Source organism: Geodermatophilus sp. URMC 61 (assembly GCF_052931555.1).
The window spans coordinates 1,038,197-1,054,634 of sequence record NZ_JBRFHZ010000002.1 but is presented as its reverse complement, the minus strand read 5'-3'; the positions used below and the strand labels follow the sequence as shown (position 1 = coordinate 1,054,634).

The following is a 16,438-nucleotide window of genomic DNA, read 5'->3' as shown; positions in this document are numbered from 1 at the left end:
TGCTCCCCGTGGTCTTCCAGCGTGAAGAGGGTCGCCATGCGCACCATCGACGAGACCGCAGGCCCGGGCGGGAACCGCCCCGGGACTCCGACCTCCCCGCGTGGCCGCGCCGCGCGGGCCGGCCTACCGACCATCCCGCTGCCGCGCGAGTCCGCCCAGGCGACCGCGCGCACCGCTCCCCCTGCCCGTGCCGCCACCGCCGTGCCCGCCTCGGCGAGCACCGGTGTCGCCGACCTGCTGCGCGGTCCGGTCCGCCCGGCGCGCGTCCTCCTCAGCGTCCCGGCCGCCGTCTACCTGCAGGTGCCCACCGAACGCGGCGGCGACGTCGTCGGCGTGCTCACCAGCGACGCCGCCCGGCTGCCGCTGGCCTGCGTGCTGTTCCGTCCCAGCAACGGCCGCCCGCTGGTGGCACTGCCGCCCGACGCCCCGGCCGAGGTCGGCGGCGGGCGCATCGTCGTGGGCGACCTCGCCGTCAGCGCCGCCGCCTGGTGGGACCCGCGGCCCCGGCTGCCGCGCCCCCGCCCGGCGCTGCTGCCCGAGGGTGTCCGCCAGCTGCGCAACGCCCTCTACGGCGAAGGGGTCCCGCACAGCGCCTTCACCCTCCCCGGCCTGCCGGCCGGTCCCGGCGGCCCGCTCGCGGCGCTGCGCGGCGCCGTCCGCCGGGCCGACCTCGACGCCGCCCTCCGCACCGCCACGCGGCTGATCGGCCTCGGCCCGGGGCTGACCCCGGCCGGTGACGACGTCATGGCCGGCACCATGGCCGGGCTCGTGCTGCTGGGCCACCCCGCCGCCGAGCGGTTCGCCGCCGCGGTCTCCGCGCTGGCCGCCGGTCGGACGACCGAGCTGTCCCGGTCGCTGCTGCGGCACGCGGCCGCCGGCCGGGTCAGTGCCGAGTACGCCGCGGTGCTGCACGGACTGGTCGGCGAGCGGCCGCTGGGCCCGGCGATCGACGGCCTGCTGGCCACCGGAACGACCAGCGGCCGGGCGATGGCCCTCGGGCTGTGCACCGCGATCGACCTCGTCGACCGGACCATGCGCGTCCGCTGAACGCCGAGACGCCGAGAGCCCCCGTCCCGTCCGGACGGGGGCTCTCGTACGTGCGGACCGCACCGCGAGCCACACCGGCGCGCGGCCCCGTCCGGAGGCTCGCCGCGGGCCCCGTCCCGGATCCCGCTGGCCTCCCTGCAGGGTCCCGCTGCGAGCCTGCGAGCGGTGGGGGGCAGGGAGGTCCTCTCACGAGGGGTGGGGAGGACGGGGTCCCCTCTCAGATCCGGCAGGCGTGGATGCTGGTGACGAGGATCGCCCGGGCGCCGAGCTCCCAGAGCTCGTCCATCACCCGGTTGGTGTCGTGCTGGGCGACCATCGCGCGCACCGCCGACCAGCCCTCGGTCTGCAGCGGGCTGACCGTCGGCCCCTCGAGGCCCGGAGTCAGGGCGGTGGCCTTCTCCAGCAGCTCGTTGGGGCAGTCGTAGTCGAGCATCACGTACTGCCGGGCCACCAGCACACCGCGCAGCCGACGGCGCAGCTGCGCGACCGCGGGGTCCTCCTCGGCCCCGGCCCGCCGCACCAGGATGGCCTCGCTGCTGAGCACCGGCTCGCCGATGATGTGCAGCCCGGCCGCGCGCAGCGTCGTCCCGGTCTCGACCACGTCGCAGACGGCGTCGGCGACGCCGAGCCGGCAGGCGGTCTCCACCGCGCCGTCGAGCTTGACCACCGAGGCCGCGATGCCTCGCTCGTCGAGGTGGCGCTGCAGCAGCACCGGGTAGGCCGTGGCGATCCGCTTGCCGGCCAGCTGCTCGACGGTCTCAATGCCGGACTCCACCGGCGTGGCGAACCGGAAGGAGGAGCGGCCGAAACCCAGCGGCATGACCTCCACCGCGGCGGCGCCCTCGCCGACGGCCGGCGCGGTCTCCAGCAGCATGTCCCGGCCGGTGATGCCCACGTCCAGCGTGCCGGCGGCCACGTAGACGGCGATGTCACGGGGCCGCAGGTAGAAGAACTCGGTGTCGCTGTCGGGGTCGTAGACGGCGAGGTCCTTGGTGCTGCGGCGCTGCCGGTAGCCGCTCTCGGCGAGCATGGCGGCCGCGGGCTCACTCAGGACGCCTTTGTTCGGCACGGCGATGCGCAGCACGGAGGGACTCCTTCGATCGGTTCGGTCGGGGGTGGCTCAGCGATGAGCAGGGTCAGAGGTGGGCATAGACGTCGTCGAGGGTCAGCCCGCGGGCGAGCATCAGGACCTGCACCCGGTAGAGGAGCTGGCTGACCTCCTCGGCCGTGCGCTCGGTCCCCTCGTGCTCGGCGGCCATCCAGGACTCGGCGGCCTCCTCGACGACCTTCTTGCCCGCGGCGTGCACGCCGTCGCGGACCGCCGAGACCGTCCCCGACGCAGGGTCGCCCGCGGCGACCTTGGCGGAGAGCTCGGCGAACAGCTCGTCGAAGGTCTTCACGCGCGGCTCCCGTCGGCCGGTCGGATCGAGAAGCCGGTGGGCCGGGCGGGCCCGCGCAGGCTGCGCAGGGTCAGCGCCGTCGCGAGAGCGGCCACGGCCGCCTCCCAGCCCTTGTCCTCGCCGGAGCCGGGGAGCCCGGCGCGGTCCCGGGCCTGCTCCTCGGTGTCACAGGTGAGGACGCCGTTGCCGACGGGCTTGCCCGCGTCCAGGGCGACCCGCGTCAGGCCGGCGGTGACCGCGTCGCAGACGTACTCGAAGTGCGGCGTCCCGCCACGGATGACGACACCGAGCGCCACGACGGCGTCGTGCCGCTCGGTGAGCGCCTGGGCGACCACCGGCAGCTCCACCGCCCCCGGCACCCGGACGACGGTCGGCTCGGGCACGCCGCTGGCGACCGCGGCGGCGACCGCGCGGTCCAGCAGTGCCCCCGTGATCTCGGCGTGCCAGGTCGTGGCGACGATGCCGAGCGTCAGCCCGGCCGCGTCGACCGCCGCCGCCTCGGGCGCGCCCTTCCCACTCACGCGACCTCCTCGCCGGCGCTCGTCGGCCACGTTCGCGGGCCCACTGCCGTGCTCATCGGTGAACTCGCGAGCTCGTTCACAGCTGCTGCTCCGTCTGGTGCAGCGGGACGTCGGTACCGGGCACGGTGGCGGCGTCGGCCGGGCCGGACTCGGTCTCCGGCTCGATGATGTCGAGCAGGTGGCCCATCCGGTCGCGCTTGGTGCGCAGGTAGGCCAGGTTCTCCGCGGTGACGTGGCTGGGCAGCGGCACCCGGCCGGTCACCATGAGCCCGTAGCCCTCCAACCCGGCGCGCTTGGCGGGGTTGTTCGTGAGCAGCCGCATGGTGTGCACGCCGAGGTCGACGAGGATCTGCGCCCCGGTGCCGTAGTCGCGGGCGTCGGCCGGCAGGCCGAGGTCGAGGTTGGCGTCGACGGTGTCGATCCCCATGTCCTGCAACTGGTAGGCCTGCAGCTTGTGGAGCAGGCCGATGCCCCGGCCCTCGTGCCCGCGGATGTAGAGCACGATGCCGCGCCCCTCCTGGGCCACCGCGGCCAGCGCGGCCTGCAGCTGGGGGCCACAGTCGCAGCGCAGCGAGCCGAACACGTCGCCGGTCAGGCACTCGGAGTGCACGCGCACCAGCACGTCCTCGCCGTCGCCGATGTCTCCGTAGACGAAGGCGACGTGCTCGCGCTCGTCGTAGGAGCTGCGGTAGCCGACGGCGGTGAAGGTGCCCGGCGCCAGCGGCACGGTGGCCTCGGCGACGCGCTCGACCAGCTTGTCGAAGCGCTTGCGGTAGGCGATGAGGTCGGCGATGGAGATCAGGCAGAGGTCGTGCTCGTCGGCGAAGACGCGCAGCTCCTCGCCGCGGGCCATGCCGGTCGGGTCCTTCTCGCTGACCAGCTCGCACAGCGTCCCGGAGGGGCGCAGCCCGGCGAGCACCGCGAGGTCGACGGCGGCCTCGGTGTGGCCGGGCCGGCGCAGCACGCCGCCGTCCTTGGCGCGCAGCGGCACGATGTGCCCGGGCCGGGCCAGGTCGGTGGAGTCGGTGTCCGGCGAGGCCAGCAACCGGATGGTGTGCGCGCGGTCGGCGGCGGAGATGCCGGTGGTCACGCCCTCGCGCGCGTCCACGGTGACGGTGTAGGCGGTGCCGCGGCGGTCCTGGTTGACCCGGAACATCGGGGGCAGGTCCAGCCGGTCGGCGTCGGCCTCGGTGACGGCCACGCAGATGTAGCCCGAGGTGTAGCGGACCATGAACGCGACGAGCTCCGGGGTGGCCAGCTCGGAGGCGAAGATCAGGTCGCCCTCGTTCTCGCGGTCCTCGTCGTCCATCACGACGACCGGCCGGCCGCTCTTGACGGCCGCGATCGCGTCCTCGACGGTGTCCAGGCGGACCTTGGCACTCACCGGCGTGCTCCCAACAGGCGTTCCACGTACTTGGCGATCACGTCGACCTCCAGGTTGACCGGGCTCCCGGGAGGGACGGCACCCAGCGTGGTCTCGCGCAGGGTGGTGGGGATCAGGCTGACCTCGAACCACGGCTCGGGGTCGTCTGCGGCGCTGACGGCGCTCACGGTCAGCGAGACGCCGTCCACGGTGATCGAGCCCTTCTCGACGACGTAGCGCGCCAGCTCCGGCGGCAGCGCGACCCGCACGACCTCCCAGTGCTCGCCGGGGGTGCGGGTGACGACGGTGCCGACACCGTCGACGTGGCCCTGCACCAGGTGCCCGCCGAGCCGGGTGTGCGGGGTGACCGCGCGCTCGAGGTTGACCGGGTCGCCGGCGCCCAGGGCGCCGAGGGAGCTGCGGCGGAGGGTCTCGGCCATCACGTCGGTGGTCCACTCCTCCCCGTCGCTCCCGGTGACGGTGAGGCAGACGCCGTTGACGGCGATCGAGTCGCCCAGCGCCACGCCCTCGAGCGCCTTGCGCGCCCGGATGCGCAGCCGGGCGGAGTCGGCCTCACGACCCACCCGCCCGACCGGCTCACGAGCCAGCAGGACGCCGACCTCCTCGACGATGCCGGTGAACACGATCAACTCCCTCCGGTCGCGCCGTGGTGGTCCGCGACGCGCCGGTGTCCAGTGTGCCGGTTGGGCCGCAGTCGGATCTCCACGTCCCCGCCCAGGCGGGTGAGGCCGGTGACCGTGAGGGTCAGCGCGTCGCCGATCCCGGTGATTCCCAGGTCACCGACCAGCGGTGCGCCGGCGCCGAGCAGCTTGGGTGCCAGGTGCACGACCGCCTCGTCGACGAGCTCCTCGCGCAGGAAGGCGGCGGCCAGCGTCGGACCGCCCTCCAGCAGCACCCGCCGCACGTCGCGGGCGAAGAGCTCGCTGAGCAGCTCTCCCGGGCCGGTCGCGGCGCTGACCAGGGTGGGCGCGGCGTCGTCGAGCACCCGGGCGGTCCCTGGGAGCCGGCCGCGGCGGTCGAGGACCACGCGCAGCGGCTGCCGTGCGGCGTCCCGCCCGTCGGCGTCGCGGACGGTGAGCTGCGGGTCGTCGGTCAGCGCCGTCCCCGACCCGACGACGACCGCGTCACAGGTGGCCCGCAGCCGGTGGACGGCGGCCCGCGCCTCCGGCCCGGTGACCCAGCGGCTGCTGCCGTCGGCGGCGGCCACCCGGCCGTCGAGGGTGCCGGCGACCTTCCAGACCACGAACGGGCGCTGCTCGCGCACGCCGGTCAGCCACGCGGCCAGCGCGCCCTCCTCGGCGGCCCGCTGCTCCACGCCGAGCTCGACCTCGACGCCGGCGGCACGCAGCCGGGCGGCGCCTCCCCCGGCCAGCGGGGTCGGTTCGGGGACGGCGACCACCACGCGGGCCACCCCGGCGGTGAGCAGCGCCTCGACGCACGGCTCGGTGCGGCCGGTGTGGGCGCACGGCTCGAGGGTGACGACGGCGGTGCCCCCGCGGGCCCGCTCCCCCGCCTGTGCCAGCGCTCGGACCTCGGCGTGCGGACCCCCGGGCGGTGCGGTCGCGCCCTCCCCCACCGGCGTCCCGTCGGCGGCCAGCACCACCGCGCCCACCGGTGGGTTCGGGCTGGTGGTGCCGAGGACGCCCGTGCCCAGCTCGCGCGCCCGCGCCATGGCCGAGAGCTCGGCCGCGGAGACGCTCACCCCTGCCACGCCGCAGCGGCCTGCGCGCGCAGGCCGGCGATGGCGCGCGCCGGGTCGTCGGCGCCGTAGACCGCCGAGCCGGCCACGAACACGTCGGCGCCGGCGGCGGCGGCCTGCTCGATGGTGTCGGCGTTGATGCCGCCGTCGACCTCGACCAGCAGCGTGAGGTGCCCGGTGTCGACCAGTTCCCGGGCGCGGCGCACCTTGGGCAGCGTCTCGGCGATGAACCGCTGACCGCCGAAGCCGGGCTCGACGGTCATGACCAGCAGGGTGTCGAACTCGGGGAGCACGTCGAGGTACTCCTCCAGCGGCGTCCCGGGCTTGAGCGCCAGGCCGGCCAGCGACCCGGCGGCGCGCAGGTCTCGGGCGACGGCCCGCGGGTCGCCGGTGCAGGCCTCGGCGTGCACGGTGACGTTGCGCGCACCCGCCTCGGCGTAGCCCGGCGCCCAGCGCGCCGGGTCCTCGATCATCAGGTGGCAGTCCAGCGGCACCGGGCTGACCGCCTGCACCGCCTGCATGACCGGCAGCCCGAAGGTCAGGTTCGGCACGAAGTGCGCGTCCATGACGTCGAAGTGCAGCCAGTCGGCATCGGCGACCCGCTGCGCCTCCTCGGCCAGCCGCGCGAAGTCCGCCGACAGGAGGCTGGGCGCGATGAGGGGGCTGCGGGGCACGTCCGCCGAGTCTAGGCGGCGGTGATCACCGCCCGGCGCGCGAGCGGCGGTAGAGGAGACCACCGGCCACGGCCGCGAGCGCGGCCACCGCGGCTGCCGCGACCAGCCAGCCGCTGCCGCTCTCCTCGTCGGCCTCGGCGGCGGAGGCCGGTGCCGACGCGGTGGGCGCGGCGGGGGTGGGCTCCACCGTGGGAGCGGGCACGGGCGTCGGAGGCGCAGCCGTCGGAGGAGCCGGCGCGCCCGGGGCGACGACGAGCAGCGGCGCCGGCAGCTCCGGCTCCGGTCCGCCGGGCACCTCCCGCTCGATCCAGGCGTCCTCGGTGCCGTCGGCGTAGACCTGGACCGTCGGGAAGGCCAGCTCGGTCACACCGGCGGGCAGGGTCGCCACGGTCACCGCGTACTCGGCGTCCGCGCCGACGGGCAGTGCGGGCCCGCCCACGTCGAAGCCCTCCGCGGTCGGGGTGAGCACCCACCCGGATGGCCCGGCGGCCAGCGTGACGTCGGCCGGGTCGATGCCCTCGGGCAGCTGGGTGCGCATCGCGGTGATGCCCGAGTCCGCCTCCGACGCGGCGGAGAAGGCGAGCGTCACCGGGCCGGTGCCGGCCACGGCACCCTCCGCGCTGACCTCGACGTGGGCGGCCGCCGTCCCGGTGCCGGCAGCGAGCAGGACGATGGCCATCAGGACGGTGGCGGTGGTCCGGCGCACGGCCGGCGCTCGAGTGGTCACGGTGCAGTGGTCGTCGGCGGGACGCGCCCAGTTCCCGCCGCCTCGCTCCGTGGTCGGGAGGTCGCCCTCCGTAGGACTCCGCGGGCGCGGCGGCATGGGATGTCCGCTCTGAGCTGCACTCGCGTCCCGAGACCCCCAATACGGAACTGCTGCTCCTTAGGGTTCGAGCTGTGGTCCGAGGAAGACGGCGGACGGCGGGGCACCGAGCGACGCGTCGCTCATCGGTGGTCGTTCCCGTCGCCTGGTTCACCTGCGCCGGACTAGCCGTGACCCTCGCGCTGGCCCTGCTCACCGGGGTGCTCGCCCGCCGGGCCGGTCTCGACCAGGGCACCCGGGCCTTCGAGAACCTCGCCCGCGTCACCGCCGCCACGCTGACGCCGGTCCTGGACGGTGACCCCACCCGGCCACCCGCCGCCCAGGGCGACCTGGGCACCCAGGTCCGCGCGCTGGTCACCGCCGGCCCGGTGGTCGCGGTCCGGGTGCGCGCCGGTGACGGTCGGGTGCTCTGGGCCGACGACCGCAGCGTCGTCGGCCGGACCGCCCCGCTGCCGCCCGCCGCGCGGGAGGCCCTGGAGACCGGGTCGGTCGCCTCCCTGGTGGCCGGCCCTGACGAACCGGGCGTGGTCCCGGGCCGCAGCAGCGGCCGGGTGCTGGTGGCCTGGGTGGGGGTGGACGACGTGCACGGCACCCCCCTGCTGGTCGAGTTCCACGAGAGCTACTCCGAGGTCACCGACCTCGCTCGGCGGTCCTGGCAGCGCTTCGCGCCCGCCGCTCTGGGCGCCCTGGCGCTGCTGCAGGTGATCCAGGTGCCGCTGGCCTGGCGGCTGGCGTCGCGGCTGCACCACTCGCAGCAGGCCGAGGACGCGCTGCTGCAGGCCGCCGTGGACGCCTCGGACGCCGAGCGGCGCCGGATCGCCGGTGAGGTGCACGACCACGTCGTCCAGGACCTCACCGGGCTGGCCTACGACCTCGATGCCGCGCAGATGCGCGGCCGCCCGCGCAACCCCGAGGACGCCGAACTGCTGGAGCGGACCGCGTCCTCGGTGCGCCAGACCGTCGAGGACCTCCGCGCCCTGCTCGTCGCGCTGATCCCGGCCCGCGGCGCCTTCCGCGGCGGACTGCTGCCGGCCCTGCAGGTGCTGGCGCAGGAGGTCGGCCGCTCCGGCATCCGCGTCTACGTGCACGCCGACGCCGCCCGCGACCTACCCGGGCCGACGGCCGCACTGCTCTACCGCTGCGCCCAGGAGGCGCTGCGCAACGTCACCACGCACAGCCGGGCGACCTCGGTCGAGGTCGTCGTCACCCGGGACCAAGGAGTGGCCACCATGCGGGTCGAGGACGACGGGCAGGGCTTCGACGAGAGCCGGCTGGGTGAGCGGTTCGCGGCCGGCCACGTCGGGTTGCGGGCACTGGGTGAACTGCTGGTGGACGCCGGGGGCTCGCTCACGCTGACCAGCGCCCCGGGTCAGGGCACCCGGCTGGTCGCGACCGTGCCGCTGTCGACCACCGCGCCCCTGTCCACCGGAGCGGCACGGTGATCCGGGTGTTGGTCGTCGACGACCACGCCGTCGTCCGGCGGGGCATCTCGAGCCTGCTGGACGCCGCCGACGGGCTGGAGTGCGTGGGCGCGGTCGGGGACGGCGACACCGCCCTGGAGCTGGTCGAGCGGCTGGACCCGGACGTCCTGCTGCTGGACCTGTCGATGCCGGGCCGGGACGGCGTGACGGTGATCCGCACGCTGCGCGAGCGCGGCCGCACCACCCCGGTGCTGGTGCTGACCTCCTTCGGCGAGCCCGACCTGGTGCTGCCCGCGCTGATCGCCGGGGCCGACGGCTACCTGCTCAAGTACCAGGACGGGGAGTCCATCCTCGACGCGGTGCGCTGCATCGCCGCCGGCGGGGCGCCGGTCGACCCCATGGTGACCTCCGCGCTCCTCGCCGATCTGCGCGACCGCGGTCAGGGCGACCTGCTCACCGACCGGGAGAAGGAGGTGCTCGAGCTGGTCCGGCAGGGCCTGCCGAACAAGGTGATCGCCCGGCGGCTGCGGATCAGCGAGGCCACCGTGAAGACCCACGTCACGCGCATCCTGCAGCGCATCGGCGCCACCGACCGCACGCAGGCAGCGCTGTGGGCCGAGCGCCGGCTGCGGCCGACACGACCACACCGGACGACGGGATGAGCAGCTCCGGCCGGCACCGCAGCCGGCGCGACGCCGTCCCGCCACCGGACCCGCTGCGGCGCCCGGTCCTGCTGCACTACGCGGCGAGCGGGCGGCCGGTGCGGCGGCGGTGGTCCGAGCGACTGGCGCTGGTGGCCGGCGCCATCGCCGTGCTGGCCGCCATCGGCACGGCTACGCTCACCGGCGCCTGGGCGGGCTTCTCGCTGCTCGGCGGGCCGGCCCAGCCCGCCCGGCCGGCCGCCGAGGAACCCGAGGGCGGTGCGGCGGCCCCCGGCAGCCCGTCCCCGGCGCCGCCCGCCGCACCGTCGGAGGACGAGCCTGCCGACGCGGCACCGCAGCGCAGCGCCGGGCCGAGAGGGGACCGGTGGGGGGAGCCCTCTCCCGCCGCGTCGTCGGCCGAAGCGCTGCGCGAGGGCGAACCGCAGGACGCCGCGCCGCAGGCCGCCGCGCCGAGCACGACCGCGCCACCGCAGCGGCATCCGGCCCCGCTCCCCCCGCCACCGCGCGGAGGAGCGACGCTCCCGGCGGATGCGGCCGGAGCGTCGTCGGCCGGAACACCCGCGTCCGGGATGGCGGACGTGTCGGCGACCCGTTCGCCGGCCGGGACGCCGTCAGCGGACGCCCCGGAGCCCGGGGCCGCACCTGCACCCGAGCCCGACCGGGCACCGACGACGCCGGCGGCTCCCGCGACGCCCTCCGCCCCGGCCCCGCCACGGTCGGGCGACGTCGACCGGCAGCCGCATGACCACGACCGGCACGAGGACGACGAGGGGAAAGGCAAGGGGAAGGGCGAGAAGGGCAAGAAGGGCGAGAAGGGCAAGAAGGGCAAGACGGACGAGGAGGCGGAGAAGGGCGAGGAGGGGGAGCACGGCGGTCACGACGGCGGCACCGCCGACCCGGCGCGGGGGGGCTCCCGCGAGCACGAGGACCACGAGCACGAGACCCGCGAGGACGAGACCCGCGAGGACGAGGGCCGCGAGGACGAGAGCCGCGAGCACGAGGACCGCGAGCACGAGGCCCGGGTGAAGCGGTGGTCCTCCGCCGTCGCGACGACGGAGCCGGCCCCGGCGACGTCTTCGTCGGACGGGACGGCTCCGGCGTCGACCTCGCTGGCCGGGTGAGCGCCCGGCTCAGCGGGTGCGGCGGAGCAGCGCCATGAACATCGCGTCGGTGCCGTGCCGGTGCGGCCACAGCTGTCCGTACGGCCCGCGGGCGAGCCCGGGCACCTCGGGGAACAGCGGCGCGACCGGCAGCACCTCGACGTCGTCCCGGCCGGCCGCGGCGTCGACCACGGCGACGGTCTCGTCGGTGTGCGGGGAGCAGGTCACGTAGGCGACCACCCCGCCGGGACGCACCGAGGCCAGCGCGCTGTCGAGCAGGGCCGTCTGCAGGTCCACCAGCGGCGGGACGTCGTCCGGGGTGCGCCGCCAGCGGACCTCGGGGCGTCGGCGCAGCGCCCCCAGGCCGGTGCACGGCGCGTCGAGCAGCACCCGGTCGAAGGAGCCCGACGGCCACGGCGGTGTACGCCCGTCGGCGACCAGCACCTCGACGTCGTCCTCGTCGCGCAGGGCACGACGGACCAGCTCGGCGCGGTGCGGCGCGCGGTCGGCGGCGGTGAGCCGTACGCCCTCGGGCCGGACGGCGGCGAGCAGCCCGGCCTTGCCGCCGGGTCCGGCGCACACGTCGAGCCAGGCGGCGTCCGGGCCCTCCAGCGGCGCACGGGCGAGGAGCAGGGCGGCCAGCTGGCTGCCCTCGTCCTGCACCGCGGCCCGGCCCTCACGCACCGACGGGACGCGCGCCGGGTCCCCGCCGCCGAGCCGGACGGCGTACGGCGACCACGGCCCGGGCTGCCCGCCGGTCTCCGCGACCAGCTGGTCGCGGGGCACCCGCCGGGCGACCAGGTGCACCTCGGGCGCAGCGTCGTCGGCCAGCAGCGCGGGCTCGACCTCGACCTCGTCACCGAGCGCATCCCGCCAGGCCTCGACGATCCAGCGCGGGTGGTCGGTGGCCAGCGCCAACCGCTGGTCCCCGTCCCCGGCGAGGCGCTCGATCCAGGATGCGCGGTCCCCGCCCCCGGCGACCTTGCGCAGCACCGCGTTGACCAGTCCGGAGGCGCCGGTGCCGACGATCGCCCGGGTGAGCGCCACGGTGGTGTCAACGGCGGCGTGCGCCGGCACCCGCAGGTCCAGCAGCTGGTAGGCGCCCAGGCGCAGCAGGTCGAGCACCCGCGGGTCGAGCTCCGCCAGCGGCCGGGAGACCAGCGGGGCGAGGACCGCGTCGAGGGTGCCAGTGGCGCGCAGGGTGCCGTAGGCCAGCTGGGTGGCGAAGGCGGCGTCGCGCTCGCCGAGGTCGGCGGCGCGCTCGCGCAGCAGCTGGGGCAGCAGCAGGTTGGCGTAGGCGTCGCGGCTGGTGACGCCGTCGAGGACGTCGAAGGCGGTCAGCCGCGCGCCGTCGAGCACCGGGCGGTGGCGGCGGGACGGCGGACGCCGGTCGCCGCGCCGGGGAGCGCGCTCGCTCACGACGCCTCGTCCCCCAGCCGCTCGCCCGGCGCCGGTCGCGCCCCGCGCGCCCAGTCCGGCGCCGGCAGCATCCGCTTCCCGGCCGGCTGCACCTCGCCGAGCCGGACCGCGCCGCGGCCGGTGCCGACCAGTACGCCGGTCGGTCCCACCGACAGCTCGCCGGGCGCCAGCCCCAGGGACGTCGGCAGCGGCTCGACCGGGCCCAGCCGCAGCCGGTCGCCGCGCCACGTCGTCCACGCCCCCGGCGCGGGGGTGACCCCGCGGACCCGCCGGTCGACCACGTGGGCCGGCAGCGACCAGTCGACGCGGGCGTCGGCCGGTTCGATGCGCGGCGCGAGGCTGATCCCCTCGGTCGGCTGCGGCCGGGGCTCGAGCGTGCCGGCCGCGATGCCGTCGAGGGTGGTCCGCAGCAGCCGGGCGCCGCTGATCGACAGGCGGCCCAGCAGGTCGCCGGCGGTGTCCCGCGGGCCGATCGGCTCGGTGACCACCCCGTAGACCGGCCCGGTGTCCAGGCCCGCCTCCAGCTGGAAGGTCGACGCGCCGGTGACCTCGTCGCCGGCCATGATCGCGTGCTGCACCGGCGCGGCGCCCCGCCAGGCCGGCAGCAGCGAGAAGTGGAGGTTGACCCAGCCGTGCCGCGGCAGGCCGAGCGCGGCCTGCGGGACGAGGGCGCCGTAGGCGACGACCGGCGCGCAGTCGACCGCGAGCTCGGTGAGCCGCTCCAGGAACTCCGGCTCGCGCGGGGAGCCGGGTTGCAGCACGGGGACGCCCGCGGCGTCGGCCCGCTCGGCGACCGGGGAGCGGCTCACCTTGCGGCCGCGGCCGGAGCGGGCGTCGGGGCGGGTGAGGACGGCGACGACCTCGTGGTCGGAGGCCAGGAGCAGTTCCAGCGAGGGGACGGCGACGTCCGGCGTCCCGGCGAAGAGGAGCCTCAGTGCGGGCTCACCTCCACCCGCGGCACCCACGCTCCGGCGCCGGCCCACTCGGCCTCGCCGATGGCCGCCAGCGCGACGGCGCGCGCCTCGGCGTCCAGCCGGTCGACGAACAGCACGCCGTCGAGGTGGTCGACCTCGTGCTGCACGGCGCGGGCCAGCAGGTCCGAGCCCTCGACGCGGACCGGCTCGCCGTGCAGGTCGAACCCGGTGGCCGCCACGTAGAGGTGCCGGCGGCAGTCGAAGGTGAAGCCGGGGATGGACAGGCAGCCCTCGGGGCCCTCCTCGGTCTCCTCCCCCACAGGCGTCACCTGCGGGTTCACCAGGTGGCCGACCTCGCCGTCGACGAACCAGGTGAACACCCGCAGCCCGACGCCGATCTGCGGGGCGGCCAGCCCAGCGCCGCCGGCGGCGAACATGGTCTCGGTGAGGTCGGCGACCAGCCGGCGCAGCTCCTGGTCGAAGTCGACGACCGGGGCGGCGGGAGTGCGCAGCACCGGGTCGCCCAGCAGCCGGATGGGGGTCACGCTCACCGGTCGATCCTAGAAGAAGGGCCCCACGGCCCCCGTCCCTGCCGAGGGGCCGTCAGGGCGGGGCCGGGCGCCGCGACCTGGCTACGGTGCAGCATGGCCGCACCGGGGGTCCACCGTGTCCGCGCAGTCGCCAGCGCCGCCGTCGACGGCCTCGTGGTGGGTGCTGGCGAGGCGGCGCGTGACCTGCCTCCGCGCTCCTGGGCCCGTGCCCGGGTGTACGCCGCGATCCTGGCCGCGGTGACGACCGAGACCGTCGTCCGTGAGCTGCCGGCGCTGCGCCGGGCGCTGCGGGGCCTGCCGGTGCTGCCCGACGACCCGGAGGACCGGGCGGCCCGGCTGCACCAGGCGCTCGCGACGACCGGCTGGGGGCTCGCGGTGACGATCGTCGACGGCCCCCTCGCCCGGGCCCTGCGCCGCCGTGGCCTCGCGCGCCCCCACCTGCTGCTCGGGGTGGTGGTCGGCGTGGCCACGGCGGTCTCGACCGCGCCGGTGTGGTGGCACCGGGCCACCGCACGGATCGCCGAGGACCTGTCCGCCGGGCTGGACGACGAGCTCGCCGAGCTGCTGGCGCAGCACCCCGACTGACAGGACGGCCCCGTGCAGGGTCCCGCCGGCCCCGTCCGGAGGCTCACCCGAGCCGCGAGGGGTGAGAGGGACGGGATCCGTCAACGAGCGGTGGGGGCAGGGGGTCCTGCCTCAGACGAGGTCGAGCGGATCGAGCTGGACGCGGACGTGCTCGGCGGCCTTCTTGGCGCTGCGCACGCCCTGCACCTCGGCCAGCGCGGACGCCAGCGCCGCGCCCTCCGACCGCGGCACCCGCACCAGGTAACGCTCCCGCTCGCCCTCCTGACCGGGCCGCGGCGCTTCGGGCACCGGGCCGAGCAGGTCGGCGTCGGCGGGGAGCCGGGCGGCCGCGAGGAACTCCGCCAGCGCCGGCGCCGTCCCGGACAGCGCCGCCATCCGCGTCGCCGGCGGGAAGCCGAGCTCGCGGCGGTCGGCGAGCTCCCGGGCGGCCAGCCAACCCGGGTCCCAGCGCACCAGCGCCTGGACGACGGGGTGCGCGGCGTCGGCGGCGACGACCACCTGGCCGCCCGCCGATCCCGGGCGGACGAGGGCGGCGGCGTTCATCCACCGGCGCAGCGTCTCCTCACCCGCCCGCAGGTCGGCCCGGCCGAGCAACGCCCAGGAGTCCAGCAGGAGCGCAGCGCCGTACCCGCCCTCGGCGACCGGCTCCGCTCCCGGGGTGGCGACGACGAGCGCCGGCCCGCCGGGCACGCTCGGCAGCACTCCGGACCCGCGGCCGGAGACCCGCACCGCGGCACCCGGGAAGGCCCGGCCCAGCTCCTCTGCGGTGCGGGTGGCGCCGACGACCGAGGCGCGCAGCTTCGTGCCGTGGCAGTACGGGCAGTCGAAGGTCGCCGCGGGGCGGGCGCACCAGCGGCAGGCCGGCACGCGTGACCCGCCAGAGCCGGGGGTGGGCGCGACGCCGAGCGGCCCGGAGCAGACCGCACAGCGGGCCGGCGCCCGGCACCGGTCGCAGGCCAGGCCGGGGGCGTAGCCGGCCCGCGGCACCTGCACGAGCACCGGCGCGCCGTCGGCGAGGGCCTGGCGCGCGACGCGGTGGGCGAGGCTGGGCAGCCGGGCGGTGCGGGCGGCGGGGTCGCGGGCCAGCTCGGCATCGGCACCCAGGGGCTGCACGCGCGGCGCGGCGGCGCGCAGGGTGCCGCGGTCGGCGGCCAGCTCGTGCGCCCAGCCGCTCTCCACCAGCAGCTGCGCCTCCGCGGTGCGCGCGGTCGCGGCGACGACGGCCGCGCACGAGGCGAGGTGGGCCCGGTGCACGAGCACGTCCCGGGCGTGCGCGTAGGGCGCGCGGGGCTCGGCGTGCAGGTCGTCGCCGTCGTCCCACACGGCGACCAGCCCGAGGTCGGCGACCGGCGCGTAGACCGCGGCGCGGGTGCCGAGCACCACCTTGGCAGTGCCGCGGACGACGTCGAGGAAGCGGCGGTAGCGGGCGTCGGGGGCGGCGTCGGCACGCAGGACGACGACCGACCCCTGCGGCAGCCGGGCCTCCGCGGCGGCGGCCAGCCGGTCGAGGTCGCGGCCGTCCGGCGCCACGACGAGGGCGCCGCGGCCGCCGGAGAGCGCGGCCTGGCACAGCTCGACCAACCGGGCCGGCCAGTCCTCGTCGGGCAGCGCCGTCCACACCGCGCGAGCCGGACGGCCCTCGGCGACGGCACTGAGCAGTGCCGGGCCGGTCGGGTACCGGGCGAAACCGGCCGGGTCCGGCGGCCCCGGCGACGGCGGCGACTCGGCGGGCGGGCGCTTCTCGGCCGCGGCCCGCCGGGGCGGCACGGCGAGGCGGAGCACGTCGGTCACCGTGCCGCCCCAGCGCTCGGCCACCGCACGGGCCAGCACGACAACCTCCGGGGTGAGCACCGGCTCGCCGGAGACGACCTTGGCCAGCGGCGCCAGCTTGCGCCCCGACTCGCTGACGTCGGTCAGCTCGACGACGAAGCCGTCGACCAGCTGCCCGGCGAAGCGCACCCGGACCCGGCACCCGGCCCGCACCTCGCCGGCCATCGCGTCGGGGACGGCGTAGTCGAAGGGGCGGTCCAGGTGCGCCAGGGGCACGTCGACGACGACCCGGGCCACCCGCGGCGTGCGGGTGCCCGGGTCGGCGTCGGCCGGCTGCGTCGGGGCCGAGGTCAGCGAGGTCTCCGTTCGGCGCGGGAGTGCAGGGTCGCCCCGGAGTGTCCTCACGGGGTCCGACAGGACGGGACCGCGGTGCGCGGCGGTGGCGCGTCCCTGTGGAGGAACGCGCCA

General features: G+C 77.0%; 17 protein-coding genes. 5 read left to right on the top strand and 12 right to left on the bottom strand.

Features of this window, described 5'->3' with window-relative positions; genetic code table 11:
• The first annotated feature begins 36 nt into the window (after positions 1–36).
• The gene (locus ACU610_RS04965) at positions 37–1,047 is read left to right on the top strand and encodes a DUF2877 domain-containing protein (protein WP_446766607.1); all 1,011 of its coding nucleotides are present in this window, start codon (positions 37–39) and stop codon (positions 1,045–1,047) included.
• A gap of 217 nt (positions 1,048–1,264) precedes the next feature.
• On the opposite strand, the gene hisG is transcribed toward ACU610_RS04965, so the two are convergent.
• From hisG to ACU610_RS04925, 8 genes are all read right to left on the bottom strand, one after another.
• Complete coding sequence (gene hisG, locus ACU610_RS04960; protein WP_446766606.1) at positions 1,265–2,131, bottom strand: ATP phosphoribosyltransferase; 867 nt, start codon at positions 2,129–2,131, stop codon at positions 1,265–1,267.
• 52 nt (positions 2,132–2,183) lie between these two features.
• On the bottom strand, positions 2,184–2,447 hold the full coding sequence (locus ACU610_RS04955; protein ID WP_446766605.1) for a phosphoribosyl-ATP diphosphatase: 264 nt from the start codon (positions 2,445–2,447) through the stop codon (positions 2,184–2,186).
• Complete coding sequence (gene ribH / locus ACU610_RS04950; RefSeq protein WP_446766604.1) at positions 2,444–2,968, bottom strand: 6,7-dimethyl-8-ribityllumazine synthase; 525 nt, start codon at positions 2,966–2,968, stop codon at positions 2,444–2,446. Before ribH ends, ACU610_RS04955 begins: the two co-directional genes overlap by 4 nt.
• 76 nt (positions 2,969–3,044) lie before the next feature.
• The gene (locus ACU610_RS04945; RefSeq protein WP_446766603.1) at positions 3,045–4,352 is read right to left on the bottom strand and encodes a bifunctional 3,4-dihydroxy-2-butanone-4-phosphate synthase/GTP cyclohydrolase II; all 1,308 of its coding nucleotides are present in this window, start codon (positions 4,350–4,352) and stop codon (positions 3,045–3,047) included.
• Entirely contained in the window at positions 4,349–4,975 is a 627-nt protein-coding gene (locus tag ACU610_RS04940; RefSeq protein ID WP_446766602.1) for a riboflavin synthase, read from the bottom strand. The genes ACU610_RS04945 and ACU610_RS04940 overlap by 4 nt, the downstream gene beginning before the upstream one ends.
• Positions 4,976–4,977: 2 nt before the next feature.
• The gene (gene ribD / locus ACU610_RS04935; protein ID WP_446766601.1) at positions 4,978–6,054 is read right to left on the bottom strand and encodes a bifunctional diaminohydroxyphosphoribosylaminopyrimidine deaminase/5-amino-6-(5-phosphoribosylamino)uracil reductase RibD; all 1,077 of its coding nucleotides are present in this window, start codon (positions 6,052–6,054) and stop codon (positions 4,978–4,980) included.
• Positions 6,051–6,725 (bottom strand): ribulose-phosphate 3-epimerase, encoded by a 675-nt coding sequence (gene rpe / locus ACU610_RS04930; protein ID WP_446766600.1) that lies wholly within the window; start codon positions 6,723–6,725, stop codon positions 6,051–6,053. Before rpe ends, ribD begins: the two co-directional genes overlap by 4 nt.
• Before the next feature lie 25 nt (positions 6,726–6,750).
• Positions 6,751–7,452, bottom strand: a complete 702-nt coding sequence (locus ACU610_RS04925; RefSeq protein WP_446766599.1) for a DUF1775 domain-containing protein — start codon at positions 7,450–7,452, stop codon at positions 6,751–6,753.
• A 266-nt stretch (positions 7,453–7,718) separates the two neighbouring features.
• On the opposite strand from ACU610_RS04925, the gene ACU610_RS04920 reads away from it, so the two are divergent.
• Genes ACU610_RS04920 through ACU610_RS04910 form a run of 3 tightly spaced genes read left to right on the top strand, consistent with a single transcriptional unit; the run spans position 7,719 to position 10,752 of the window.
• The gene (locus tag ACU610_RS04920; RefSeq protein WP_446766598.1) at positions 7,719–8,990 is read left to right on the top strand and encodes a sensor histidine kinase; all 1,272 of its coding nucleotides are present in this window, start codon (positions 7,719–7,721) and stop codon (positions 8,988–8,990) included.
• On the top strand, positions 8,987–9,631 hold the full coding sequence (locus ACU610_RS04915; RefSeq protein WP_446766597.1) for a response regulator: 645 nt from the start codon (positions 8,987–8,989) through the stop codon (positions 9,629–9,631). Before ACU610_RS04920 ends, ACU610_RS04915 begins: the two co-directional genes overlap by 4 nt.
• Complete coding sequence (locus ACU610_RS04910; protein ID WP_446766596.1) at positions 9,628–10,752, top strand: hypothetical protein; 1,125 nt, start codon at positions 9,628–9,630, stop codon at positions 10,750–10,752. The genes ACU610_RS04915 and ACU610_RS04910 overlap by 4 nt, the downstream gene beginning before the upstream one ends.
• A 9-nt stretch (positions 10,753–10,761) precedes the next feature.
• Here ACU610_RS04910 and ACU610_RS04905 read toward each other — a convergent pair whose 3' ends face one another.
• The 3 genes from ACU610_RS04905 to def are packed head-to-tail and all read right to left on the bottom strand — an operon-like array spanning position 10,762 to position 13,615.
• On the bottom strand, positions 10,762–12,150 hold the full coding sequence (locus ACU610_RS04905) for an RsmB/NOP family class I SAM-dependent RNA methyltransferase (RefSeq protein WP_446766595.1): 1,389 nt from the start codon (positions 12,148–12,150) through the stop codon (positions 10,762–10,764).
• On the bottom strand, positions 12,147–13,115 hold the full coding sequence (fmt, locus tag ACU610_RS04900; protein WP_446766594.1) for a methionyl-tRNA formyltransferase: 969 nt from the start codon (positions 13,113–13,115) through the stop codon (positions 12,147–12,149). The genes ACU610_RS04905 and fmt overlap by 4 nt, the downstream gene beginning before the upstream one ends.
• Positions 13,082–13,615, bottom strand: a complete 534-nt coding sequence (def, locus tag ACU610_RS04895) for a peptide deformylase (RefSeq protein ID WP_446766593.1) — start codon at positions 13,613–13,615, stop codon at positions 13,082–13,084. Before def ends, fmt begins: the two co-directional genes overlap by 34 nt.
• 93 nt (positions 13,616–13,708) lie before the next feature.
• Here def and ACU610_RS04890 point away from each other — a divergent pair, with 93 nt between their 5' ends.
• Positions 13,709–14,200 (top strand): hypothetical protein, encoded by a 492-nt coding sequence (locus tag ACU610_RS04890; RefSeq protein ID WP_446766592.1) that lies wholly within the window; start codon positions 13,709–13,711, stop codon positions 14,198–14,200.
• 111 nt (positions 14,201–14,311) lie between these two features.
• Here the strand turns inward: ACU610_RS04890 and ACU610_RS04885 are convergent, their stop codons facing one another.
• Positions 14,312–16,375, bottom strand: coding sequence for a primosomal protein N' (locus ACU610_RS04885; protein WP_446766591.1), 2,064 nt, complete (start codon positions 16,373–16,375; stop codon positions 14,312–14,314).
• Between the last annotated feature and the right edge of the window lie 63 nt (positions 16,376–16,438).

What these genes read in the sequence shown, in the direction of transcription:
- ACU610_RS04965 (WP_446766607.1), top strand. Translation starts at nt 37, where the DNA reads ATGCGCACCATCGACGAGACCGCAGGCCCGGGCGGGAACCGCCCCGGG.
- ACU610_RS04910 (WP_446766596.1), top strand. Translation starts at nt 9,628, where the DNA reads ATGAGCAGCTCCGGCCGGCACCGCAGCCGGCGCGACGCCGTCCCGCCA.
- ACU610_RS04890 (WP_446766592.1), top strand. Translation starts at nt 13,709, where the DNA reads ATGGCCGCACCGGGGGTCCACCGTGTCCGCGCAGTCGCCAGCGCCGCC.